The 24384-nt window shown below is 35.6% G+C and carries 22 protein-coding genes, 1 tRNA gene and 1 riboswitch; of the genes, 12 read left to right on the plus strand and 11 right to left on the minus strand.

Annotated elements, in window-relative coordinates:
• Positions 1-59 precede the first annotated feature (59 nt).
• Positions 60-1145: an ethanolamine utilization protein EutH gene (gene eutH / locus CaldiYA01_RS01790; RefSeq protein WP_207180731.1), complete on the plus strand. Its 1086-nt coding sequence runs from the start codon at positions 60-62 to the stop codon at positions 1143-1145.
• On the opposite strand, the gene CaldiYA01_RS01795 is transcribed toward eutH, so the two are convergent.
• Positions 1142-1924 (minus strand): polysaccharide deacetylase family protein, encoded by a 783-nt coding sequence (locus CaldiYA01_RS01795; RefSeq protein ID WP_238480572.1) that lies wholly within the window; start codon positions 1922-1924, stop codon positions 1142-1144. The genes eutH and CaldiYA01_RS01795 overlap by 4 nt on opposite strands.
• Before the next feature lie 318 nt (positions 1925-2242).
• Complete coding sequence (locus CaldiYA01_RS01800) at positions 2243-3295, minus strand: DUF2092 domain-containing protein (protein ID WP_207180733.1); 1053 nt, start codon at positions 3293-3295, stop codon at positions 2243-2245.
• A gap of 245 nt (positions 3296-3540) precedes the next feature.
• Here CaldiYA01_RS01800 and CaldiYA01_RS01805 point away from each other — a divergent pair, with 245 nt between their 5' ends.
• The 3 genes from CaldiYA01_RS01805 (at position 3541) to CaldiYA01_RS01815 (ending at position 7067) form a co-directional block, all read left to right on the plus strand.
• Complete coding sequence (locus CaldiYA01_RS01805; protein WP_207180734.1) at positions 3541-5211, plus strand: ribulokinase; 1671 nt, start codon at positions 3541-3543, stop codon at positions 5209-5211.
• 114 nt (positions 5212-5325) lie between these two features.
• On the plus strand, positions 5326-6438 hold the full coding sequence (locus CaldiYA01_RS01810; RefSeq protein WP_207180736.1) for a GntR family transcriptional regulator: 1113 nt from the start codon (positions 5326-5328) through the stop codon (positions 6436-6438).
• A complete protein-coding gene (locus CaldiYA01_RS01815) occupies positions 6423-7067 on the plus strand; it encodes an L-ribulose-5-phosphate 4-epimerase (RefSeq protein ID WP_207180738.1) in 645 nt (214 codons plus the stop codon). The genes CaldiYA01_RS01810 and CaldiYA01_RS01815 overlap by 16 nt, the downstream gene beginning before the upstream one ends.
• Positions 7068-7151: 84 nt before the next feature.
• Here the strand turns inward: CaldiYA01_RS01815 and CaldiYA01_RS01820 are convergent, their stop codons facing one another.
• Both CaldiYA01_RS01820 and CaldiYA01_RS01825 read right to left on the minus strand, forming a co-directional pair.
• Positions 7152-8510 (minus strand): beta/alpha barrel domain-containing protein, encoded by a 1359-nt coding sequence (locus CaldiYA01_RS01820; RefSeq protein WP_207180740.1) that lies wholly within the window; start codon positions 8508-8510, stop codon positions 7152-7154.
• 4 nt (positions 8511-8514) lie between these two features.
• A riboswitch (cyclic di-AMP (ydaO/yuaA leader) is annotated at positions 8515-8666 on the minus strand.
• A gap of 60 nt (positions 8667-8726) precedes the next feature.
• On the minus strand, positions 8727-9848 hold the full coding sequence (locus tag CaldiYA01_RS01825) for a DUF362 domain-containing protein (protein WP_207180742.1): 1122 nt from the start codon (positions 9846-9848) through the stop codon (positions 8727-8729).
• Between the two features lie 235 nt (positions 9849-10083).
• Between CaldiYA01_RS01825 and CaldiYA01_RS01830 the strand changes: the two genes are divergently transcribed.
• From CaldiYA01_RS01830 to CaldiYA01_RS01840, 3 genes are read left to right on the plus strand one after another with little or no spacing between them, the layout of a single operon-like run.
• Positions 10084-10647 carry an anthranilate synthase component II gene (locus CaldiYA01_RS01830; RefSeq protein WP_207180744.1) on the plus strand — a complete coding sequence of 188 codons (564 nt, stop codon included), beginning with the start codon at positions 10084-10086 and terminating at the stop codon, positions 10645-10647.
• Between the two features lie 9 nt (positions 10648-10656).
• Positions 10657-11976: an aminodeoxychorismate synthase component I gene (gene pabB, locus CaldiYA01_RS01835; protein ID WP_207180745.1), complete on the plus strand. Its 1320-nt coding sequence runs from the start codon at positions 10657-10659 to the stop codon at positions 11974-11976.
• A 16-nt stretch (positions 11977-11992) separates the two neighbouring features.
• Positions 11993-12745, plus strand: a complete 753-nt coding sequence (locus CaldiYA01_RS01840) for an aminotransferase class IV (protein WP_207180746.1) — start codon at positions 11993-11995, stop codon at positions 12743-12745.
• A gap of 63 nt (positions 12746-12808) precedes the next feature.
• Here the strand turns inward: CaldiYA01_RS01840 and CaldiYA01_RS01845 are convergent, their stop codons facing one another.
• The 4 genes from CaldiYA01_RS01845 to CaldiYA01_RS01860 form a co-directional block, all read right to left on the minus strand.
• Positions 12809-14089, minus strand: a complete 1281-nt coding sequence (locus CaldiYA01_RS01845; RefSeq protein ID WP_207180747.1) for a 4Fe-4S binding protein — start codon at positions 14087-14089, stop codon at positions 12809-12811.
• Entirely contained in the window at positions 14086-15078 is a 993-nt protein-coding gene (locus CaldiYA01_RS01850) for an FAD:protein FMN transferase (RefSeq protein ID WP_207180748.1), read from the minus strand. Before CaldiYA01_RS01850 ends, CaldiYA01_RS01845 begins: the two co-directional genes overlap by 4 nt.
• 125 nt (positions 15079-15203) lie before the next feature.
• Positions 15204-15806, minus strand: coding sequence for a TetR/AcrR family transcriptional regulator (locus tag CaldiYA01_RS01855; protein ID WP_207180749.1), 603 nt, complete (start codon positions 15804-15806; stop codon positions 15204-15206).
• A 39-nt stretch (positions 15807-15845) separates the two neighbouring features.
• Positions 15846-16649, minus strand: coding sequence for an alpha/beta hydrolase (locus tag CaldiYA01_RS01860; protein WP_207182700.1), 804 nt, complete (start codon positions 16647-16649; stop codon positions 15846-15848).
• A 165-nt stretch (positions 16650-16814) separates the two neighbouring features.
• On the opposite strand from CaldiYA01_RS01860, the gene CaldiYA01_RS01865 reads away from it, so the two are divergent.
• A complete protein-coding gene (locus CaldiYA01_RS01865; protein ID WP_238480574.1) occupies positions 16815-17861 on the plus strand; it encodes a TDT family transporter in 1047 nt (348 codons plus the stop codon).
• A 94-nt stretch (positions 17862-17955) separates the two neighbouring features.
• Here CaldiYA01_RS01865 and CaldiYA01_RS01870 read toward each other — a convergent pair whose 3' ends face one another.
• The 3 genes from CaldiYA01_RS01870 to CaldiYA01_RS01880 form a co-directional block, all read right to left on the minus strand.
• Positions 17956-18255 carry a DUF1634 domain-containing protein gene (locus tag CaldiYA01_RS01870; protein WP_207180751.1) on the minus strand — a complete coding sequence of 100 codons (300 nt, stop codon included), beginning with the start codon at positions 18253-18255 and terminating at the stop codon, positions 17956-17958.
• Entirely contained in the window at positions 18256-19086 is an 831-nt protein-coding gene (locus tag CaldiYA01_RS01875) for a sulfite exporter TauE/SafE family protein (RefSeq protein ID WP_207180753.1), read from the minus strand.
• A gap of 153 nt (positions 19087-19239) precedes the next feature.
• Positions 19240-19331 (minus strand) — tRNA-Ser (locus CaldiYA01_RS01880).
• Between the two features lie 208 nt (positions 19332-19539).
• On the opposite strand from CaldiYA01_RS01880, the gene CaldiYA01_RS01885 reads away from it, so the two are divergent.
• From CaldiYA01_RS01885 to CaldiYA01_RS01900, 4 genes are all read left to right on the plus strand, one after another.
• Positions 19540-19938: a thioesterase family protein gene (locus CaldiYA01_RS01885; RefSeq protein ID WP_207180755.1), complete on the plus strand. Its 399-nt coding sequence runs from the start codon at positions 19540-19542 to the stop codon at positions 19936-19938.
• 9 nt (positions 19939-19947) lie between these two features.
• Positions 19948-21606, plus strand: a complete 1659-nt coding sequence (locus CaldiYA01_RS01890) for a formate--tetrahydrofolate ligase (protein WP_207180757.1) — start codon at positions 19948-19950, stop codon at positions 21604-21606.
• Between the two features lie 58 nt (positions 21607-21664).
• Complete coding sequence (locus tag CaldiYA01_RS01895) at positions 21665-22915, plus strand: aminotransferase class I/II-fold pyridoxal phosphate-dependent enzyme (RefSeq protein WP_207180759.1); 1251 nt, start codon at positions 21665-21667, stop codon at positions 22913-22915.
• A 93-nt stretch (positions 22916-23008) separates the two neighbouring features.
• A complete protein-coding gene (locus CaldiYA01_RS01900; protein ID WP_207180760.1) occupies positions 23009-24226 on the plus strand; it encodes a zinc-dependent alcohol dehydrogenase in 1218 nt (405 codons plus the stop codon).
• The last annotated feature ends 158 nt before the right edge of the window (positions 24227-24384 follow it).

Consider the following 24384-nt stretch of genomic DNA (forward strand, 5'->3'; position numbering starts at 1 on the left):
ATTCAAATTTGTAGTAAAATAAACTCTAAACAAATGAAATTTGAGAAGTGAGTTTTAAGATGCAGCTAATCAAGATCTTGTTTATGTTATTTTCAATAGCCTTTGCAACAGGTGTTATTGATAAAATCTTTGGTGACAAGCTCAAACTTGGGTCAAAAATTGAAGAAGGCTTTATCATCATGGCAAAAGCCGTTTTTTCAATGCTGGGCATTCTTTATTTATATCCATTTTTGGGTATGTTGCTGGTAAAACCTTCAAAGTTTTTAGCGCAGCTTTTTCATACCGACAGTGCAATATTAATTTCTTGTTTTTTGCCTATAGATATGGGTGGGTATCATATATCCCAGCAAGTATCGAAAGATGAAATTGCTAAGGTAATAGGCGGTATTCTACTTAGCTCAAATTTGGGGGCAACCATTGGTTTTACATACCCTGTTGCATTTGGAATTTTGAAAGGCGAGTCAGAAGAGGATTTTATAAAAGGAAGTCTTATTGGAATTGGATGTATTCCCATTGCAGTAGTGTTCACAAGCATGCTTTGGGGATATAATGTACTGAGGTCATTAAAACTGGTAGCTATTGTTGTGATTGTTACTTTTGTGCTTGCCATTGGGGTTTCAAAAGGATGGCGTTTTTTGATAACTGCAATGAAATTTTTGGGTAGCACAATGAACGTTGTTAACCTTGTAGGACTTGCGTTGTTAGGATATCATATATTAACAAACAAACCATTAGTCCCCATAAAAACAGCTTTGCAAGACTATATAACCCTTCCACTTAAAATGGCAGTTTTAATTGGTAGCAGCTATGTATTTTTTACAATAGTCTACAATTTTCTAATGAGTAGATTCAGGCTTTTTAAAAGTTCTTGTACATTAAATCAAGCAGGGCTGGAAGGAATGTTGATGCTACTTGTGAACTGTGTGCCTACTCTTTACCTTTTTGATAAGATGGACAAAAGGTCAAAAATTTTAGCATCTGCCCTGTGCATGACGGCAGCTTCAGCTTTAGGCCCTCAGCTTGCATTTGTGGCAACATTTGCTTATTCTCATGTTTTACCTTTTCTTTTTAATAAGTTCATGGGTGCAGTTATAGCAATTTTTGCTATATGTATTTTGAGCACAAAAGAAGGAGAGGCATTTTAGCCTCTCCTTTGAACTAAATTGTATTGTAGTTTTTCATCGAACGATTTGGCAGGTTGGTAGGATTTGCGTATTTTGTTGCTGGATTTGTGAACGTATATATCAAAATATTCACCGTTTACAATTTTTATAAACTGGTCAAAAGTAGTTTTTTGTGAGATTGTAAACCGCGGTATTTCATATGGGTCAGTCGAAGATGTTACATATCCTTTTTTAGTAGTAAAGGCTAATTTGTAGTTAAAGAACTTTAAAACCTCTATTATTCTTTCGTCATATGCACCAAACGGATAAGCAAAATAAGGAGAATTTATAAGCCTCTGATTGTTTACAAAATCAAAAATGATGTCAAGCATGTTAGCTTGAGGCAATAACGGTATTCCATTTAGTAACCTGTGCATATCATATGTGTGGGAGCCAAATTCAAATACGTCGTTATATTTAAATGTGTCTTCAAATGAAAGATACTCAAATTCATTTGAGTAATTTTTAGATATTAAAAATTTTCCAATTACAAATATACATGATCTAAACCTATATTTTTTCAAGATAGGATATGCTAAAGTAATATTGTTTTTGTACCCGTCGTCCATTGTTATCACAACTGATTTTTTAGGCGGATTATATTCGCCTTTCAGAAATTCATATAATTCTTCCATTGTCAGTGTTTTAAAATTATTCTTATATAAATATTCCATTTGTCTTTCAAACTCTTTAATATCTACAACTGTTGAAGAATTACATTCTTGAGCTTCTTTTTGGTCCTTTGCAAAATAGTGATACAAGTACTGGTATCTTTGTTTGCTGAGGTTGTGCAAAAACTGAGTTAGAAAAAATAAGTGTATAAATTAATATAAATACAAAAAGTGCTAAGACAAATCTAATTTTCATTTGCGATTTCACCTTCTTTTTTGGATGAGCTTATAATGCCTCACAATTACAAGATTATAGATATATTTTGTGTGATTATTTTTAAAAGAATGTTACAAAGATTAGGTAATCTACTGCAACAGTTGTCTTATCAAAAAAATAAAAAGACTGCCACCTTATTGGTTTGGTAACTTTATGTGGCAGTCTTTATAGTTTCTTAATTTTACATAATTTTATTTAATTTGCTGCATTTTTGAAACAAAATTTTCAATCAGTTTTAAAATACCAACAATATCTACTTGGTTTGACTGAGTTTTTAACATATTCTGAGGAATTTGAGGGAACTTCACAGCGTTTCCTGTTTGAATATTTGAAATCTCCACTCTTGACTGAATACCGCTACCGTTTGAAGGCAGATTTTTTATAATTATCTTAACAATTTTGCCTGTCTTTTCATCAATATAGAAAATAATCTTATAGTCGTCTAATTTTAATGAACTTAGCTTTTTGGAAAGATTAGTTTCTATTTGTTTAGAGATATCAGCTGATGATAGTTTATTTACATCTATGTTTAAGGAACTTAAAGCCTTTTTCTCATCGTCAGTTAATGATTTTAGGTAGACATTTAGCATAATTTCAAGTTGAGGCAAAACAGATTTTGAAGAGTTAGATAAAAATTCTTTAACCGCAGGGTCTATTACCTTGCTGGGCAGGGTTGCACTAAGCTGCCAGCAACTTATCTTTTTTAAACCTACAGATGTTGTTGTCTTTACTGCGCTTTTTGCAATTGTAGATGACTGAGAACTAAGATAATTTAAAATGCTTTGAGATAGTTTGTTTATAGGTTGAGTAAGAGAACTATCAATCATATTTATGCTCATCCATATATTTGTTGGTATGTTTAAAAGAGTATATTTATTATCTTTTGGGTCAAGAATATAAACATTTTGCCCGTTTAAAAAAACTGTTTGATTTATATTGTCTTTTTTGGTCTGCATATAAAGTTTTTTATTTTTTCTGTCAAAAATTACTTTGTATGATTTTGCGTCATTAATAGTAAGATTCAGGCCATAACCAAGTGACTTTTGCCCGGATGATGAAGAAATTATGTCACAAGAAAGAGGAGAGTCAGGATTTAAGATTTTTACAAGCTCTGTTTTGAAACTTTTTTCAAGTAAAGATGTCTGAGATTGCTGATTTGGCACACCTAAAATGTAAGATACAGATATAGAAAGTAAAAGTAAAACAACTAATAAGCTTACTAGAAGTCTTGAAAATCTCTTCATTTTTTCACCTCCTAAGATAATTGACTCAGTTCTATCTTACTTATCTATTCCACTTATTTATTATATCACTTTTGCTGAAAAATGACTATTAGTTTTGTTTTGTTAAAAACACTGAAAAATTTTTAAAGTTGAATTGTCCACGTACAACTTTTTTTATTCCTTCTCTTTTGTTCTTTTTGCATATATGCTACTATATTTTTAAAGAAACATGTATGCACAAGCAAAAGGGGAAAAGGGGGATTTTTATGGCAAAGTTCAGTATAGGAATTGATTTTGGAACACAGTCAGGAAGAGCAGTGCTTGTTAATGTTGAGACAGGTGAAGAGGTTGCAACAAGTGTGAAAGAGTATACTCATGGTGTTATGGACGAGAGCTTGCCAGATGGTACAAAACTTCCTCATGACTGGGCACTTCAACATCCACAGGATTATATAGAGGTCTTGGCAACAACCGTTCCAGATGTCTTGAAAAAAGCAGGAGTTTCAAAAGATGATGTAATTGGAATAGGCATTGACTTTACAGCCTGTACAATGCTTCCAATCAAAAAAGATGGAACACCGCTTTGCATGATAGATAAATTCAAGTCTAATCCTCATGCCTATGTTAAGCTTTGGAAACACCATGCTGCTCAAAAATATGCAAATAGGCTAAACCAAATAGCCCAAGAAAGAGGCGAGAAGTTTTTACAAAGATATGGCGGAAAGATTTCATCCGAGTGGCTATTCCCTAAAATCATGCAGATTTTAGAGGAAGCACCAGAGGTATATGAAGAAGCAGACAGGTTTATAGAGGCTGCTGACTGGGTTGTAATGAAGATGACAGGGGTTGAGAAGAGAAACTCTTGCACAGCAGGGTATAAAGCTATCTGGAGCAAGAGGGAAGGATATCCTTCAAAAGAGTTTTTCAAAGCACTTCATCCAAGGCTTGAAAATGTTGTTGATGAAAAGCTATCACGCGACATATATCCTATTGGTCAGAAAGCTGGAGAGCTCACAGAAGAGATGGCAAAACTGATGGGCTTAAATCCCGGTACTGCTGTTGCAATTGCCAATGTGGATGCTCATGTGTCTGTTCCTGCTGTTGGAATTACTGATATTGGCAAGATGCTAATGATAATTGGAACATCTACATGCCACATGCTTTTGTGGAACGAAGAGAAAATGGTACCTGGTATTTGCGGATATGTTGAGGATGGAATTTTACCAGGATTTTATGGGTATGAGGCAGGTCAGAGCTGTGTTGGAGACCATTTTGAGTGGTTTGTAGAAAACTGTGTGCCACCAACATACTATGATGAAGCAAAGCGAAAAGGATTAAATATCTACCAGCTTCTCAAAGAAAAGGCAAAAGCTTTAAAGCCTGGCCAAAGTGGGCTTTTAGCGCTTGACTGGTGGAATGGTAACAGGTCAATTCTGGTTGATGCAGACCTCACTGGTATGATGCTTGGCATGACCTTAACTACAAAGCCTGAGGAGATGTATAGAGCCTTGATTGAGGCAACGGCATATGGGACAAAGATAATAATTGACAACTTCAATGAACATGGCATTGAGGTAAGAGAGCTTTATGCGTGCGGCGGAATTGCTGAAAAAGACGAGCTTTTGATGCAGATTTATGCTGATGTGACAGGGCTTGAGATAAAGGTATCAGCCTCACCTCAGACACCGGCACTTGGTTCTGCTATGTTTGGTGCAGTTGCTGCAGGAAAAGAAAAAGGTGGTTATGACAGCATATTTGAGGCTGCAAAGAAGATGGCAAAACTAAAAGACTATTCTTACAAACCAAATCCACAAAACCACGAGATTTACAAGAAGCTTTACAAAGAATACAGGATTCTTCATGACTATTTTGGAAGGGGAACAAATGATGTGATGAAGAGACTAAAAGAGATAAAGGAAGAAGTTTCAAAGATATAGATCTTTAAGTCTTTTAACCATTCAAAAGCAGGCTGCTCTTTGAAAACTACCTTTGCTTTTTAGGGGCGGCCTGCAAGTTAAATAATGGTATTGATTTAAAAATTTTAAAGTGGTATGATAAAAATAAACTTGTATGGACAAGATGATGATAAGATGAGCAAAACCAAATATGAGATTATAAAAGATTTCATTATTGAAGGAATCAACTCTGGTAAGTTTAAAGAGGGCGAGAAGATTTATTCAGAGAATATGCTGTCACGAAAGTTCAAAGTTTCGCGGCACACTGTAAGAAGAGCTATAATGGAGCTCGAATTTGAGGGACTTTTGGTGTCGCAGAAAGGAAGAGGCACGTTTGTTGCAAAGAAAACTGCAGACAGCTCTAAATGCATTGCAGTTTTAACGACATTTATATCTGACTACATCTTTCCCCTGATTATAAGAGGAATTGAAAAGGTGATAGCACATGAAGGGTACGGTCTTTTGCTGTTTTCGACTGACAACAGTTATGAATTTGAAAGATACCACTTGGAGAGCATAATAAACAACCCCAACATAGACGCTGTCATAATAGAACCAACAAAAAGTGCCTTGCCTTCCAAAAATCAAGAGCTTTATAGAAAACTCATACAAAAAGACATCCCTGTGATTTTCATCAATACTATTTTAGAAGAAATTGCTCAAAACTACATAATAACCAAAGACCAGTCAGCTGTTTACAGGCTTACATGCAGCCTCATAAAAAGCGGTTGCAAAAAGCTTCTTGGCATTTTCAAAGGCGACGATTTGCAGGGGATAAAAAGATACAGTGGTTTTGAAAAAGCGTGCAGGGAGGCACAGGCAGAGTTTGATGCAATCTTTTTCACAAGTGAGGAGTATAATTTTGTTCATAACAGAGCTGCTGAAGTCATATCAAGAGAGAGATTTGATGCAGCTGTCTGTTACAATGACAAGATTGCTCTTCCTCTTTGTGTAAAGTTAAAGGAGATGGGGTTTAAGATTCCTCAAGACATTTCGGTCACAGGATATGACAATTCCCTTTTAGCAACCCTGACAGACATTAAACTGACAACTGTGGAGCACCCAAAAGAAAAACTTGGTGAGATGGCGGCAAAAGCAGCAGTTTCAATGATCAAAAAAACACGAAAGATTATTAAAGAAGAAATAGAATGTGACATTATATACAGAAATTCAACAAAAGGAGGATTACAGGAATGCTTGAAAGTTTAAAAGAACTTGTTTGCAAATACAATCTTTATCTTCCGAAATTTGGTCTTGTCACATGGACCTCTGGTAATGTCTCAGCACGCGACCCTGAAACAAACCTTGTTGTTATAAAACCGTCTGGTGTTATGTATGATGATTTGACACCTGACAAAATGGTTGTTGTTGACATGGACGGAAACGTTATTGAAGGGAATTTAAAACCTTCAACAGACACACTCACACATCTTTATGTATACAAGCACATGCCACACATAAATGCTGTTGTCCATACACATTCTAACTATGCAACGGCATTTGCAGCACTGGGCCAGCCAATAAAAGTGTATTTGACAGCAATTGCCGATGAGTTTGGCTGTGAGATTCCATGCGGACCATATGCTCAGATTGGTGGTGAAGATATAGGCAAGGTGATAGTTGAGTATATAGGAGAAAGTCCGGCAATTCTTCTTCAAAACCATGGAGTATTTACAATAGGAAGGACTGTTGATGAGGCAGTAAAAGCGGCTGTTATGGTAGAAGATGTTGCAAAAACAGTATTTATTGCAAAGATGATGGGCGAGCCTATCGAGATTCCACCTGATGAGGTAAAAAGAGCTCATGAGAGATACGTGGCAAAATATGGACAAAAATAAAAAATTACTTTTCCCCCAGCACAAGAAAGGGTTGTTAATACAACATAAGGCTGCCGTTTTCAAGTGGCAGCCTTGCTTGTTTTTTTACAGTCCAAATATTCTGTTTACAACCTCTTTTAACTCTTCATCACTTATTGATGTATTTCTTCCGTTTTCATATTGACCATCTACCCATTCTTTGACCTTCTGAACCCTTGGGTCCTTTTTGTCAACCTGAATGTCAATACCGCTGTCTTTAAAATACCTGTTTATCCAGATTACAATTCCTGCAATGCCTGAGTATGCATCTATAATAACCTTAGGAGGCTTCCCCAGAATCTTTCCTGTATCAAATATATTGTAAATCTCTTCATCTTTCATAAGTCCATCTGCATGGATTCCTGCCCGTGTTGCGTTAAAGTTTTCACCGACAAAAGGCGTCATTGGAGGAATCTCATACCCTATTTCTTTTTTGAAATACTCAGCAATCTCAGATATCACAGCAACGTTCATGCCGTCTGCAGACCCTCTTATCTGAATATATTCCATCACCATTGCCTCTAATGGGGTGTTACCAGTTCGTTCACCTATTCCTAAAAGTGATGTGTTTACCATTGAGGCACCATAAAGCCATGCCATTGTAGAGTTTATCACAGCCTTGTAAAAATCATTGTGCCCATGCCATTCAAGCCACTCAGATGGCACTTCACCATAGTTGACAATACCATAGATTATTTGAGGAACGCTTCTTGGCAGAGCCACACCTGGTATTGGTGATCCAAGCCCCAGCGTATCACATGCTCTAATTTTCACAGGCATGTTTGCCTCTTTTGAAAGTTTCATAAGTTCATTAATAAATGGCAAGACAAACCCATAAAAGTCTGCACGTGTTATGTCTTCAAAATGGCACCTTGGAATAATTCCTGCCTCTAAAGCTGCTGACACAATTTCTAAATATTGCTTCATTGCCTGGCTTCGTGTCATCTTGAGCTTCTTAAAAATGTGATAGTCCGAGCATGAAACCAAAATTCCTGTTTCCTTGATACCAAGGCTCTTTACAATCTCAAAATCCTCTTTTTTTGCGCGAATCCAAGCAGTCACCTTTGGGAAATCATAACCTTTTTCCAAACATTTTAAAACTGCTTCCTTGTCCTGCTTTGAATAGACAAAAAACTCTGTGTGAAGAATTATCCCACTTCCATTGTCAAGATCATGCAAGTAGTCATAAATTCTACAGATTTGTTCAACAGTGTAAGGTGAGCGTGATTGCTGACCGTCTCTGAAAGTAGTGTCAGTTATATAAAGTCGTTCTGGCACGTTCATGGGCACAATCCTGTGATTGAATACAAGCCTTGGCACTTCATTGTAAGGATAGATGTTTCTGAAAAGATTTGGCTCTTCAACATCCCTAAACTGATATTCAATCTCAAGAATATGAGTCTTTTGATTAAATTTTACATTCAAAAACACAACCTCCCTTTCAAAGCTTCGGGGGTTAGCTGACGGGTTCGGGCAGAAAGGGAATTTTTGCCCTACAAGGCAAGATGCCTTGATTCACCCCAAAAAAGTGGGTCCCCCCTATCCTGTGCTTTTTACACAAGAATTCAGCTTTTTTTGATTTTATTTTTTATTATGATTTTTATCATACCAGAAAAACAGTAGTTTGGCAAGAAAGAATGTCTATACCTTCACAAGCTCATACTCCAAACTTCCAAGCCCAATCTCTTGAGCATGTTTTAGTGCTACTCTCCAGTCTGTGTCAGGATGAATGCTCTTGAACCTGTCAATTTTTCCATCAACCTCTATGTGTTTTGCCTTTTCAAGTGCAGAGCCAGCCGGTATGAACGTAGAGTTATTTACAAGGTCAACACATGCCTTGTCAAGCGCAACAGGGTCAAATGACGCTGCAATACCAATATCAGGTGCAACAGGAATATCATTGTGTGACCAGCAGTCACAGTCAGGCGAAATGTTCATGACAAAGTTTATGTGAAAATTGGGTTTGTCTTTTAAAACTGCATAGGTATACTCAGCAATCTTTTCGCTTGCGATTGACGCTGCCTCATCCCATCTTACAGTTGCCGCTTCAAACTGGCACACAGCAACGCACTGGCCGCATCCAACACACTTTTCATAGCTAATTACCGCTTTTTTCTTCTCATTCAAAGTTATAGCAAGCTGTGCGCAGCTTTTGACACACATTCCGCAGCCAACACATTTTGATGTCTTTATAACCGGCTTTGAGGATGAGTGCATAAAAAGCTTTCCGCCGCGCGAGCCCGAACCCATTCCAATGTTTTTGATAGCACCACCAAACCCTGTCATCTCATGACCTTTAAAGTGGTTCATTGAGATTATAATATCAGCATCTGCAATGGCAGAGCCAATCTTTGCTTTTTGAGTATGTTTAAGGTTCACCTCAATCTCTCTGTACTCTGTTCCTTTCAGACCATCTGCGATGATTACATGACAACCAAGTACAAGCGGGTTAAACCCATTTTCATACGCAGCTTCTAAGTGGTCCAGAGCATTGCTTCTTCTTCCCGTGTAAAGTGTGTTCGCATCTGTCACGAACGGTTTTCCACCAAGACTTTTGATGAGTTTTACAATCCTTGCGACATAGTTAGGTCTTATATACGCAAGGTTTCCTGGTTCTCCAAAGTGGACCTTGATAGCGACAAACTTGTTTTTAAAATCGATTGTTTCAATCCCTGCCTTTTTCACAAGGTTCTCAAGCTTATCAAGCATATTATACCCTGGTTTTGTTTTAAAGTCTGTAAAATATACCTTTGATTTTGCCATTTTCCCTTTTCAACTCCTTTCAAAATTTTCGGGTAAGTAAAATTATAATCCTTTTTTGAAATTTGTGAATAGCTATAATTTAGCTGATGGTTGCAAAATGTTGATGTGTGCCTTTGCAAGTTATAGTATAATAGTGAAAAGTAGAGGAATACAAGAATGCACTTTTTTGATATAAGGTATCAGAAATGATACCTTATAAAATGTTCTTGCGCAAGAAAAAGAGGGTGTGTTTATAATGAAGGTGTTGATTGTTGACAATTTTGATTCGTTTACGTATAATCTCTACAACTATTTTTTAAGACTCAAAGTGTCTACCATTGTGATAAACCGTGACAAGCTTGTTATAGAAGATATTTACAAGCTAAACCCGACTCACATTGTTCTTTCTCCTGGACCAGGAAGACCTACTGACGATAATATTTTGTTTGAAATCATAGATAAATTTAAAGAATCAAAAAATATTCTTGGTGTATGCCTTGGACATCAAGCAATTGGCATGTTCTTTGGGGCAAAGTTAAAGAAGGCAAAAAGGCCTATGCACGGTATTATTGATACAATATTTCACGATAAAAAAGGAGTATTTGAAAAACTCAAAAACCCTCTTCGTGTTGTGCGATACCACTCTCTTGTGATAGATGATGTTGACAGCACACAACTTACCATCACAGCAGTATCAAAAGAGGGAGAGGTTATGGGTATAAGACACAAAAGGTTTAAAATAGAAGGTGTGCAGTTTCATCCTGAGTCAATTGCAACTCAGCATGGACTTTTGATGCTTAAAAATTTTTTAAAAGGGTGAAAAATAAAAGTGAAGATTTTAGTTTACAACACAGTAACTGACCCATTTATGATTTTTTATTATTTGAAAACTGATTTTTCAGTTTTGCTTGAAAGTAATATGCTAAGTAAAAAGTATGGAAGATATTCCTTTTTGTTTTTAAAGCCTAAAGAAGTTTTTATTTTAAATGAAGAGGATGATGTTTTTGAGTATTTAACTCAGCTTTCAAACAAAGTGACAGACAAATATAACTATTCCGACTTTGTCTTCAATGGAGGTTTTGCAGGATACTTTTCTTACAACTTTGGTGTTGACCTTTTTAAAATTAAAAGGAAGAAAGATACTTCTCTTGTTCCAAAAGCATATTTTGGATATTTTGAGGATTTTTTGATTATTGACCACTTTGAAAAAAAGACATATGCTTCTTTCACATCAAAAGCCTTAGCAATGGAATTTGAAGAGATACTAAAAAATGAAAACCTTGCCCTGCCAAGCTTTAAAAAGTCTGAGGTTGAAAGAGCTTGGTGCAACTTTGAAAAGTCAGAATACATGCAGGCAGTGAAAAGAATAAAGGATTATATTTTTGAAGGTGATGTTTACCAAGTAAATCTTTCACAGCGCTTTTTTGTAAAAGGAGTATTTGATCCTGACTTTTTGTATTTTGACCTCAGAAAAAGAAACTATGGCTGTTACCATGCGTATATAAAGTTTCCAAAAGCATCTATCATATCAACATCGCCCGAACTTTTTTTGAGGAAAAGAGGAGATACCATCATAACCAAACCGATAAAAGGTACATCTAAGCGTGGAAAGACTCCAGAAGAAGATAGAGCTTTGAGAGATCGACTATATAACAATATTAAGTGCAGGTCTGAACTTTTGATGATTGTTGACCTTGAGAGAAACGACTTTGCAAAGATATGTTTGCCAGAATCCATTGAAGTTGTAAAACTCTTTGATGTTGAAGAATATTCAACAGTTTTTCATCTTGTCTCAACCATAAAGGGAAAGCTTCTAAAGGGTATGGATTTAAAAAGAATAATTGAAGCAACCTTCCCAGGCGGATCAATAACAGGTGCACCAAAGCTAAATGCTATAAAGATTATAGAGGAACTTGAGAAGTGTCCGCGAGGGATATACTGTGGCTCTATTGGTTATATCTCAAACAATTTCAACATGGATTTTAACATTGCAATAAGAACGCTTGTTATAGAAGAGGACACAGCATATTTTAGTGTTGGAGGCGGAATTGTTTGGGACTCCCAAGAAGAAGAAGAGTGGTGGGAGACAATCTACAAAGGGAGCCCGTTTTTAGAACTTTTGGGAATAAATGATTTTACGGGTGTGTAAAGAGGAGGCTGAAATTTTGGAGGAGTTTTTTCAGTCGTATAGCTTTGGGTTAGTTCCTTTTGAGACAATTTATTTTGACAAAAAAGGTGTGCATTTTTTGTTTGAGCATTTTAAAAGATTTAAAAGAGCTTTCTGGATACTTGGACTTGGGTGTGATTTAGAGTTTGAAAAGTTCAAGGAAGCTATAGAAAGGTATATAGTTTCTTGTGGCAAAGACTATGGTGGGGTAAGAATTTTTTATGTTGATGGCAATTTGATTTTTGCTCAAAAAGAAATAAGGTATAGCAAAAATCTTTTCCAAAAAGGATTTGAGCTGAAAATTGCACGGACAAGAAAGGATAACGCTAATATACTCAACTATATAAAAACTACCAATATAGGTGTCAATTTAATCGAAGAAAAAAGTGCTAAGAAAAAAGGATTTGACAGCTGTCTTTTTCTCAATCAAGATGACTTTGTATGCGAGGCAGCGTTTTCCAACATCTTTTTTAGAAAAGATAAGGTGATTTACACACCTCACATTTCGTGCGGCTTGCTTCCTGGCATTGTAAGAAAACATGTAATAAGAGTATCTGAAAAGTTAGGATATATGGTAAGAAAGTTGTGCCTGAAAATAGATGATATCAAAGATATGGATGAGTGTTTTATTACAAGCAGCATAGCTGGTATTTTCCCTGTTTTGCGGATTGAAGATATAGAGTTTAAACAACGAGATTTTACAGAGTATTTACTGGGCATGGATGAATTTTATCGTCCGTGGATATGTTAAAAGATAACAAACGAAAAAAATGGACTGCTCAATCCTTTTAGTTTTGAGCAGCCCGTGTACTTTTTAATTTTGTGCCGACTCATCATTTTCAATTTTTGCCTTACTGAGTGCATCTTCAACTGCCATGATAATACCATAAGACGTTCTTGTCGCACCAGAGATAATATCAACATTTGTTGATTGAGACTCTATTATCTCTTTTGGAATAATCTCAAATGGTAGCTGGGCAAAATTTGGTGTCTCCTGATGAGAGATTATCTTAATATCTGTAATTTTATCATTTTTAATTATAACCTGAACGACAAGCCCTGGTCTGTATCCAAAACCCTCACCTGTGTATATTCCATCTTTGTAAATTTTAGGAGTAGATTTTTGTGTAGTAGCCTGGGAATTTTTGCTGCCAAAGCTTGTGTTTTTTGATTCTGTTTGGTTTTCTCTTGAGTCTTTATTATTTTCAGTTCGAATGCTTTGTGAAAAAGTTGTTGAAGGTTTTGCAGATACAAATTTTTTGTTCAATGGCTCAACAGAAGAAGTAGCAAAAAAACTTGCAACTGAAAACACGCCTGCAATGGCTGCGGCAGAAGTATACCGTGGGTCTATTTTGGTCTTTGTGATGTTCAGCTCAATATTTAACCTTGGACAGCTTTCAATACATTTTACACACGCTATGCACTCGCCTTTGTAATTTTCGACGTTGCTCATATCTATTCCCATTGGGCACGCGATACTACATATTCTGCACTTTCCACAGTTTTTGTCTGCCTTTTTGACAAATAAAAGTTTTGCTCTGGAGATTATATTAAAGATTGCACCAAGTGGACAGAAGTATCTGCAATGGGCTCTGTTTACAAAAAGGCTCAAGATTAATACAAATGCAAAAAATATAAAGCTTGGCAAGTATGTCTTTATATCAAAATTCAAAGAAAGCAGGTTGTCAAAGGCATTCCAGGGGTCAGCATAAGAAGTTTTACCAAATGTCCACACAATCACAATAAGATAAGTAAGCACCAGATATTTTAACATTTTAAGAAAATTATCTAATTTTTTAGGCATATCAAATGTCTTTTTAAAGAGTTTCTTGCCTAAAAAATGTACCCATTCTAAAATGCTTCCGAACGCACATACCCAGCCGCAAAAAAATCTTCCCAGAAAGATTGTGATAATTAAGGTTATAATAAGCATTATAAAGTTTTGATTAAATAAAAAATTTTCCTTGCCCAAAAATGCTAAATACAGACTTTTTATTTGAGATAAAAGCATTGCAAAAGAAAAAGGAAAGAAGATAAATGAAATAAGCTGGATAAAAAATCTTAAAATTTGTGTTGGCATTACTCTTTTTGTCACAGAACAATCACCTCATTTGTCTTGATAACTCTAAATGAGCTATCGCACAGGGTAAACCTTTGTGCAAGCCCTGGTGTTATATATATTTCTCGAAAAGAAGTAGCAACTACTGCTTCAATGTTTTTGCTGTCCTGTATGAAGTTTATGGCCTTTTTAAATCCCATTGCAAAAAGAGCTGTAGACATCGCATCAGCAAATGTTGAATTTGTATCTACAACGGTTATACTTACAATGTCATCATTTACAGGCAATCCTGTTTTTGGATTGATTATGTGGGAAAATTTTTTGCCGTCAATTGTAAAATACCTTTCATAACTTGCGGATGTTACAACTGAAGTACTACCAAGCTCTAAAAAACCCAGCACATCTTCTCTTGTTTTAAAAGGATGCCGAATTCCCACCTTCCAAAAGTTTTCATTATTTTTTTTCCCAACAGTCAATATATGCCCGCCAAGGTCGACGATTGCTGAGTTTATACCCTCCTGTTCAAAAATCTCACGTATCTTGTCTGCTACAAAACCTTTAGCAATGGCTCCAAAGTCAAGGTTGACTTTGTTTTTAAGCTTTACTTTGTAGTTTGGTAAAAGCTGCACATTGACTGATCCTGAAAAAGCAAGAGCAAGTTCTATTTCATCTTTTGCTGGCATCTGATTTTTTTGTTTTGCTTCTTTCCAAACATCCATAAGTCTTTTTACAGTTATATCAAAATAGCCTTCTGAAAATAGGCTGTACTCAACAGATTTTTTTATAAGATCATAAACCTCCGGGCAAACTTTTATTGGGATGTAATTTCCGTATCTATTCAATTTTGATACCAAACTTTTGGGCTTAAAAACCGATAACTTATTTTCCATATCTAAGATGATTCTGTGAGCCCTGTCAAATACACTTACAAAGTTTGGTTGATAAAAGATAAAATTAATATCCGTGCCAAATGCAAATATTGATTTTATAATTTTTGTTTTATTTAAAATTAAAGCTGTGTCCATCGTAGTTTTTTTTTAAGCTCCTTCTGTACAATTTTTTTTGTAATATCTATTATAAGGCAAAAAAAGAGAGGATATGTGAACAAATTGTGAAAAGATTGTAAAAGGAAATTAAAAAATTGTGAAATTTAATTTTCAAGAATTTTTCGAATTGTGGACAAAAGAAGAGGTTTTACCTTTTCGATAGAATCAGGTTCATTATTTACAATGCTCGAGTAAGTGAGCGAACTTACAAGCTCAAGTATCATAAAAACAACTATCTCAAGTTCTTCTTGGGTATAGTTTGTATTAAAATTTTTTAAGAACATCTCTTTTGCTCTTTTTAATTCTGTGAACTGTTCATTATCTGTAATTTTTTTATAAAATACCCAAGAAAAGTCCTTTTTTAAAAATTTAAAAAGAACTCTGTTTTTACTCAAATAGTCTATAATATACTCAAGAAAATAAAGAAATTTGTCAACAGGTGATGTAAAATCTTTTGTAGATACCTCTTGCAATGCTTTTTTAACAATCTCACTACTTTTCTTGAGAATTAGTTTTTCAAGAATATCCTCTTTATCCTTGAAATAAAGATAAAAAGTTCCCTTTGCAACGCCAGCTTTCTTTACTATTTCATCTATTGCAGTAGCTGTGATTCCTTTTTCAATAAAAAGATTGTATGCAGCCTCCAAAAGCTTATTTTCCTTAATTAATTTTTTTTGAGTTCTTTTCCCTTCTTTTCTAAGAAACATTTACAATCCCTTTCTTTTAAAATTGAAAATACTTTGCTATCAAACATTATATCTTATAAATCCTATGCTTTCAAACCATTTTTCGCAGAGCTTTGTCCACTCTTTGACATGTAGAATGTCATCGGCAAGACCAAGTCCGTGTCTTCCATGAGGGAAGATGTGAAGTTCAAACGGTATTTTATATTTTTTTAGAGCCATTGCAAACAAGAGAGAGTTTTCGACAGAAACGCTACTATCATCGCTTGTATGCCACAAGAATGTTGGTGGTGTGTTGCTTGAAACCATGTTGTGGGATGAAAGAGTCCAAACTAAAACTGGGTCTGGGTTTTCGCCAAGCAAGGCCTTTTTGCTGCCTTCATGTGCATACTCGGCAAGGCTTATAACAGGATAGCACAGAACCATACAGTCGGGTCTGCTTGAAATTCTTTCCACAGGGTCATTATTTTTCTTGTCACCGCTGTCAAAATGTGTACCAGCCAAAGACGCCAAGTGCCCACCTGCAGAAAAGCCCAAAACACCAATTCTGTTTGGGTCAATGTTCCATTTTTTTGAAAAGTATCTTACAAGTCTAATTGATCTTTTGGCATCCAAAAGAGGAGCAGGGTGTTTGTAAGGCTGTACTCTGTAGTTTAGTACAAATGCTGAAATTCCAATAGAGTTTAACCACAGGCAAACGGGTTCTGATTCATGTTGTGCTCTGTGTGTGTACCCGCCGCCAGGAAATACAATTATGCAAGGTAGCTGATTGCTACTTTCAATTATGAATGGCACAAGATGGGGTATAAAAGGGTTTGCAGAGTCAAAAAGAGGAATATCATTTTGATTTTCCCAAAGTGGTATCACATTTATCATCCCTTCTTAAGAAGATTTTGGTAGGCTTATTTTATGTATTGCTTATAAAAGAATTATAATACTATTTTCCATGTTTGCAAGTTTTGATTGAAATTAAACCTCTTGCGCATTATAATATAATTATATTCTTATACAATTATGAAAGGTGGTAAAAAAATGATGAAAAATATTATCAAAAACTTTTATCCCTCATGGTTTGTTGTTTGCATGGGTACAGGTATTATAGCAAATCTTTTTAAGGCTATTGGTCAGGATTTCTTATCTTATACATTCACCTTGATTAACATTATATTTTTTGCGATAATCTTTTTAATTTGGTTTTTGAGATGGTTTGTGGGATTTGAAAATGTAAAGAAAGACCTTGAAAATCCACTTTTATCAAACTACTTTGCCACAATGCCAATTTCTCTTATGATTATAGGATTGAACATTTTAGTCAATAAATTATACTTTGGTAGTGACTTTTCAGTTGCTTTTGCAAAGTTTTCATTCTATACGGGAAGTTTTCTTATGGTAGTATTTTCAATAATCACATTCGTAGTTCATCTTTCTCACAAGGAGATACCAAGTTCAATTTTGAACTTTGCATATTTTATGCCACCTGTTGGAAATATAATAGCACCTATACTTGGAAATGAAATTATCAACAGAAATGTACTTGATGGCAATGAAAAAAGTATAATAACTTTTATAAATTTAGCTATGTTTGGAATAGGATTTATACTATTTTTGACCTATTTGCCTATAATCAAAGGAAGATTTATTTTGCAGGAACCCATTGAAAAAGGGCATTTTCCAACAATGTTTATTCTACTTGCACCTGTTGGTGCATCAATTGTTGCTATAAAAGGTTTTGCCCAGAGCTTCAAGGTAGCAGGACTTGTAAATGATACATTTTTGCCCATCCTGTTTAACATAGGAGCAACAATGCTTTGGGGATTTGGACTTTGGATCTTTATAGCACTGATTGTACTGTGGATAAGAAGTCTTAAAACAGAAATTCCCTTTAGCCTTGCATACTGGGCATATATATTCCCAGTTGGCATATTTGCGCTTGCAAGTTTTAAGGTAAACTTAAGTTTCAATTTTTCAACAATAAATTGGTTTTCAAAGGCTATTGTTTGGATTTTGTTGATTGTTTGGATATATAATATCTTGATGACACTAAAAAACGTGTTTAACAAGAAGCTTTTGACAAGATAAAAACAGTATTACAAATCTATGAATAAAACAATCAAGCCACGGGAAGCTCGAAAATGCAAATCCTGTGGCTTTTTTGTTCATATTTTATAAGAATTTAAATTTTAGCTGATACAAGCAGATTGCTTACCACTATAATCACAATTATAGCCAACGTTATAGCAAAGTATATCAAATCTTTTTCTATAAGGAACATAAAAAGGGAGACAACAAGCCTTGCAAAAGGAGTCAGGAAAAGAATATAAAGCCCTGTTTTTATAATCAAGCTTCCTACAGAAATTTCTAGCACAATGTGCAAAAAAAGTCCTGCACAGATAATAATTATACTAAGTAGCACTCCAGCTCTCAAAACAATACTTATTATATCTTCCATTGTTGCTGTTTTTCTATTTTCCATCTAAAACAGCCCCTTTCTAATCATTTCAATTGAGGTATAAATTAAAATCAGGGCAAATGCTACGCGAAGGTACTTTGATTTTATGTAAGGCATGAGTCGCGCACCTATTGCAGAACCAACAAGTACACCAACTGCAACAGCCCCACATGCATCGTACACAATATCACCTCTTGCAAGATATATGCTAATACTGGCCAAGGCAGTCACACCCATCATGAAATTGCTTGTTGCAGTTGAGACTTTAAAAGGTAGTTTCATTATAGTATCAAGTGCTAAAACCTTGAAAATTCCGCTTCCGATACCCAAAAGACCAGAAAGTATTCCCGCAAATGTCATCATCAAAAAACCACCAGCAATATTTTGTGCACTGTATTCTATTTTTCTGTTTTGGATTTTGTCGAAGTAGTTTCCGTAAAGTTTAAGCTTTTTTGCCCATTTTGATATTTGAAGACTTGAAGATTTTGGTTTTTCATCCGACTTTCTATTTTTTATCATCAAAAACGAATTGTATAAAAGCAGAATTCCAAATATGAGTGACAAAACTTTTGCAGACAAAATGCCACTCAAGATTGCTCCAAGTACACCCCCGATGACTGTTGCAAGCTGCAAGAACATTCCTATTCTAAGATGAGTAAGCCTATCTTTGACATAGGCAGATGCAGCACCAGACGATGTTGCAATAACTGATACAAGCCCGGCTGCTGCAGCTTGGTGCATATTGAACTTGAATACAATTGACAAAAAAGGGATGACAATGAGTCCCCCTCCAATTCCCAGAAGAGAACCTACAAATCCTGCAATAATTGACACACCAAATACTTCTGCAATCATTGTATTCATCTCCTTTGAAAGATTGTGCACTGTTTTGGATAAAAAATGTTGAATTGAATATTATTATACCACAAATTTTAAATGGTCTGCCTATTTTCAAAGCAGATATTACAGAAGTAGAAAATTTAGTGTGTAGAAAAGTTAAAATAAAAATGGCGGAGAGAGTGGGATTCGAACCCACGGCACCCTTTTGAGGGTGCGCACGATTTCGAGTCGTGTGCCTTCGACCACTCGGCCATCTCTCCGCCTTTTTCATTTTGCAAAATCAATTATAATTTATCTTATCAGCATTTTCAAGTCAAACTTTTTCATATTATAATTGACAATTCCACAAAATAGAAGTAATATATTTATTAAAGCATATATTGTGAACAAAATTGTGCACTACAACAGGATGTTTTGGATGGTGTCCGTAGAAGCCCAGAAGGTTCATTCAAAGGGAGGCGCATTTAATTGAAAAAGCCAGAACTTCAAGTTGGACTTAAATTTGAGATCGATGAAGTAGTGAACGATAGTATGCTTGCTTCTCATTTTCAAAGTGGACTTTTGGATGTGTTTGCAACTCCTTCAATGATAGCGCTGATGGAAAAGGCAGCACTTCTTTGTGTAGAGAACTACTTGGAAGAAGGCTATACTACAGTTGGAAGCAAAGTAGATGTTTTGCATTTAGCGCCCACTCCAAAGGGAATGAAAGTAAAAGCAGTTGCCCAGCTGATTGCCATTGAAGACAGAAAACTCACATTTAAAGTGGAGGCATACGACAGCTTTGAGAAGATTGGAGAAGGAGTTCACGAAAGGTTTATTGTAAATCGCGAAAAATTTTTAAACAAAACATATCAAAAGGTCAGGTGAAATCTACCTATGAAAAGCATATCAAAAGTGCAGGAGACCTCCCTTGAGCCTATATCCAAGATTGCAGCGAAAATAGGACTTGACGATGAGGACATTGAACTTTATGGAAAGTACAAGGCAAAAATCAGTTTGGATGTCTTCAAGAAAAAAGCACAAGTACAAGACGGCAAGGTTATTTTAGTAACGTCTATTAATCCAACGCCTTATGGAGAGGGAAAAACTACAACTGCAATTGGTCTTTCAATGGCAATAAATAGGCTAGGATTTAAATCTATTGTAACTTTAAGAGAACCCTCCTTAGGACCTTTTTTGGGTCTAAAAGGTGGGGCAACGGGTGGCGGTGCGTCTCAGATTTTGCCCTCAATTGATATAAACCTTCACTTTACTGGAGATATTCATGCTGTGACCTCTGCAAACAATCTTCTTTGTGCTGCCATTGATAATCATATTTATCATGGAAATAGCCTTGGAATAAATCCAAAGTCTATAACTATAAAAAGATCAATAGATATGAATGATAGAAGTCTTCGGCATATAATAGTTGGACTATCTGACCAAAAAGGTGCTATAAGAGAAGATGGTTTTGTTATCTCTGTTGCTTCTGAAGTTATGGCAGTTTTGTGTCTTTCGATGAGCTATGATGATCTCAAAGAAAAACTCGGGAATATCTTGATAGGCTTTACTTATGACAAAAAACCTGTGTATGCCAAGGATTTGAACGTCCATGGAAGCATGGCTCTTTTGTTAAAAGATGCACTGAAACCAAACCTTGTTCAAACTTCTGAAAATACTGCTGCAATCGTCCATGGTGGGCCGTTTGCAAACATTGCGCATGGTACAAATAGTATTGTTGCTACAAAGATTGCTCAAAAACTTGCTAATTATGTTGTTGTTGAAGCAGGTTTTGGTTCTGACTTGGGAGCAGAAAAATTTGTTAATATTGTTGCAAGAAAAACTGGAATATATCCGAACGCTGCTGTTTTAGTTGTGACAACAAAGGCTTTAAAACATCATTCGAGGATTGAAGCAAATGGTGGGCTGCAAAGTGATGTAAAAACTATTCAAAAAGGACTTGAGAATTTAGAAAAGCATATTGAAAATCTTAAAATTATGGGACTTGAGACAGTGGTAGCTTTAAATAAGTTTCCGGATGATACAGAGGAAGAGATTGAACTTGTCAGGTCTTTTTGTGAGCAAAAGGGTGTAGAATTTTCTGTATCTACTGCATATGCTAACGGGTCAGAAGGTGTGCTTGAGCTTGCTGAAAAGGTTATAGAGTTGAGCAATAAAAAAAGAAAGATTAACTTTGTTTATGAGGACAGTGATTCTATTGAAGAAAAAATTAAAAAAGTTGCAACCATCATCTATGGGGCCAAAAATGTACAATTTTCTAAAGCAGCTTTGTCAAAACTTGAGCTTATAAAAAATCTCAAGACTGAACATTTTCCAATTTGTATGTCAAAAACTCAGTATTCACTTTCTGATGACCCAAAATTACTCGGGAAACCAAAAGATTTTATATTAAATGTTACAGACATAGAAATTAAAAATGGAGCTGGATTTATACTTGTCATGTGCGGTGATATAATTGCAATGCCGGGGCTTGGGAAAGACTTTGCAGCTCTTCATCTTGACATAGACAGTAGCGGAAATCCAATTTTTAAATAATTCTTTTTTTAAGTTATGTATGTGCACAAAAATGTGTTCAGAAGGAGGTTGAAAAGATATGATTGACACAACAAAATTTTCACTTGCTGATTTTATGAAGAGTGAAGATAAAAATATTATGGAACTTGCAAAGGAATTCTGGGAGTACAAGGAAGATTATATCAGAAGAAGACATTATCAATACAGAAGAGTTTCACTCACAGGGTCTGGTCCAACCATGAAGATTATTGACCATTACACAGGACAGGTTAAAGAGATGATAAACCTTGCATCAAACGACTACCTCAATCTTACAAAACATCCGAGAACAATCAAAGCAGGAATTGAAGCTATTAAAAAGTATGGAACAGGTGCTGGGTCTGTACCACTTCTTGGTGGAACACTTGACATTCATGTAGAGCTTGAGAAAAAACTTGCAAAGTTCAAAGGTTGTGAAGATGCTCTAATTTACACAAGCGGTTATGGTTCAAATCTGGGAACAATTTCGGCAATTCTACACGAAAAGGATGTTGCTATACTTGACATGTATGTTCACGCAAGCATAATTGATGGGTGTAGAAACACAAATGTAGAGTTTTTCAGACACAACAATATGGATTCTTTGGAAAAAGTATTAAAAAAGGTTAAAGACAAGTACAACACAAAACTTGTCATAGTTGATGGTGTGTATTCTATGGATGGTGACATTGCCCCGCTTGACCAGATTGTTGAGATAGCACATGCTTATGGTGCGTTTGTCATGGTTGATGAAGCTCATGCCACAGGGGTGATTGGCAAAAACGGAAGAGGAACACCTGAACATTGCAACGTTGAGGGCAAGGTTGATATAGTTGCAGGAACTTTATCAAAAGCGCTTGGTGCTGTTGGTGGATTTATCGCAACAAATAAAGAGCTTGTAAACTATCTGCACTTTTACTCAAGGGCATATATGTTTTCAACAGCACCAACCCCACAGGCAACAGCTTCTTTAATTGAAGCGTTAAATGTTATTGAGGAAGAACCGGAGCTGCGACAAAGACTTTGGGACAATATCAGGTATTTTAGAGAAAACCTTTTAAAGCTTGGATTTAACCTTGGCAACCAGCAAACCGCTATCTTTCCAATAATTATTGGTGATGATTACAAGGTAAAAGAAATGTGCAGGGAGCTTCATGAAGCAGGGATATATGTAAATCCTGTATTTTATCCTGCTGTACCAAGAAGGCTTTCGCGAATTAGAATGTCTGTTACAGCTGGGCATACAAAAGAGCATCTTGATAGAACTTTAGATGTTCTTGAACACTTGGGCAAGAAATACGATATAATTTAAATATGAGCTTTAAATTGTAAGAGGCTGCAATGGTTACTGTGCAGCCTCTTAAAGTTTCTGACAAAATTTTTAAGAGAAAGGAGATAATGAAAAATGAAAGCAGTTGTGTTTGATGCAAATGTTGCAAAGTACACAAGGGCTCTTTTACTTGGTAAAATTTCCAAGAAGTTTTATTACAATAGATTTTCGTGTATTGCGCTAAAAGAAATTCCCGAACCTGTTCTTCCCTCAGAAAATTATGTAAAAATAAAAACTACATATGCAGGAATTTGTGGTTCTGACTTAAATCTCATATTTTTGCACGACTCACCCTCAACCTCACCTTTTGCTTCATTTCCTTTTGTCATAGGACATGAGAATCTTGGAGTGATAGTTGAAAAAGGAAAAGCTGTTTCTGAATTTGAAATAGGTGACAGAGTCATTGTTGACCCAGTGCTTGATTGTGATGCTCGAGAACTTCCAAGATGCCCGTCTTGTCAGGAAGAAGAATTTTCAACCTGTCTTAATATAACAGAAGGGAAGCTTTCACCTGGCACAATTATGGGTGCGTGCAATACAACAGGCGGGTCGTGGGGTGAATATTTTGTTGCGCACAAATCGCAAGTTATAAAGGTACCTGCAACTGTAAAAGATGAAGAGGCAATTTTGATTGACCCATTAGCATCTGCTCTTCATCCTGTTATGAGAAATTTTCCAAAAGATAGCGAGAAGGTTTTGGTTTATGGAGCTGGTATAATTGGTCTTTTGGTTATTTGGAGCTTGAGAAAGCTTGGAAGCTCAGCTGATATCACAGCCATTGCAAAATATGATTTTCAAGCAGATTTGGCAAAAGAGTTTGGGGCAAACACAGTGGTAAAGCCCAAAGAAGGGTATTTGGATGATTTGGCAAAAGTAACTTGCGCTAAAGTATATAAACCAATGATTGGTGATAAGGTGATACTTGGGGGATTTGATAAGGTATTTGACTGTGTAGGGACAGAAAGAACTATCAGAGACGGGATGTGGCTTACAAAACAGCGAGGAAGCTATATTCTTGTAGGGCTTGCCTCTGTTGTAAAACATTTAGATTTGACTCCTATTTGGTTTAAAGAACTAAACATCAGAGGAGCTTACTGTTACAGCACAGAAAATATAAATGAATACAGAATGTCAACGTATCAGCTTGCAATGAGTCTTATTCAGCAGCACGGAATTCCATATCAGAAGCTTATTACTCATTATTTCAAACTTGAAGATTATCAGAAAGCCATTGAAATTGCCTCATCAAAGGGTCGTGAAAAGAGTATAAAAGTTGTGTTTAGATTTTTGTGAAATTTTACAATCAAAAAGTAGTTGCTAATACCGTTTGAGTAATATTAAAATTGAATTAACATACAGGTGTTTTGATAAAGAAAAACTAAGCTTTTTATGCATATACCTCAAAAATATGGGTATATATTAAAAAGAATACAAGAAAGGGATTAGCAGTT

The sequence above is a fragment of the Caldicellulosiruptor diazotrophicus genome, from assembly GCF_017347585.1.
In the GTDB taxonomy this organism is placed as follows: domain Bacteria; phylum Bacillota; class Thermoanaerobacteria; order Caldicellulosiruptorales; family Caldicellulosiruptoraceae; genus Caldicellulosiruptor; species Caldicellulosiruptor diazotrophicus.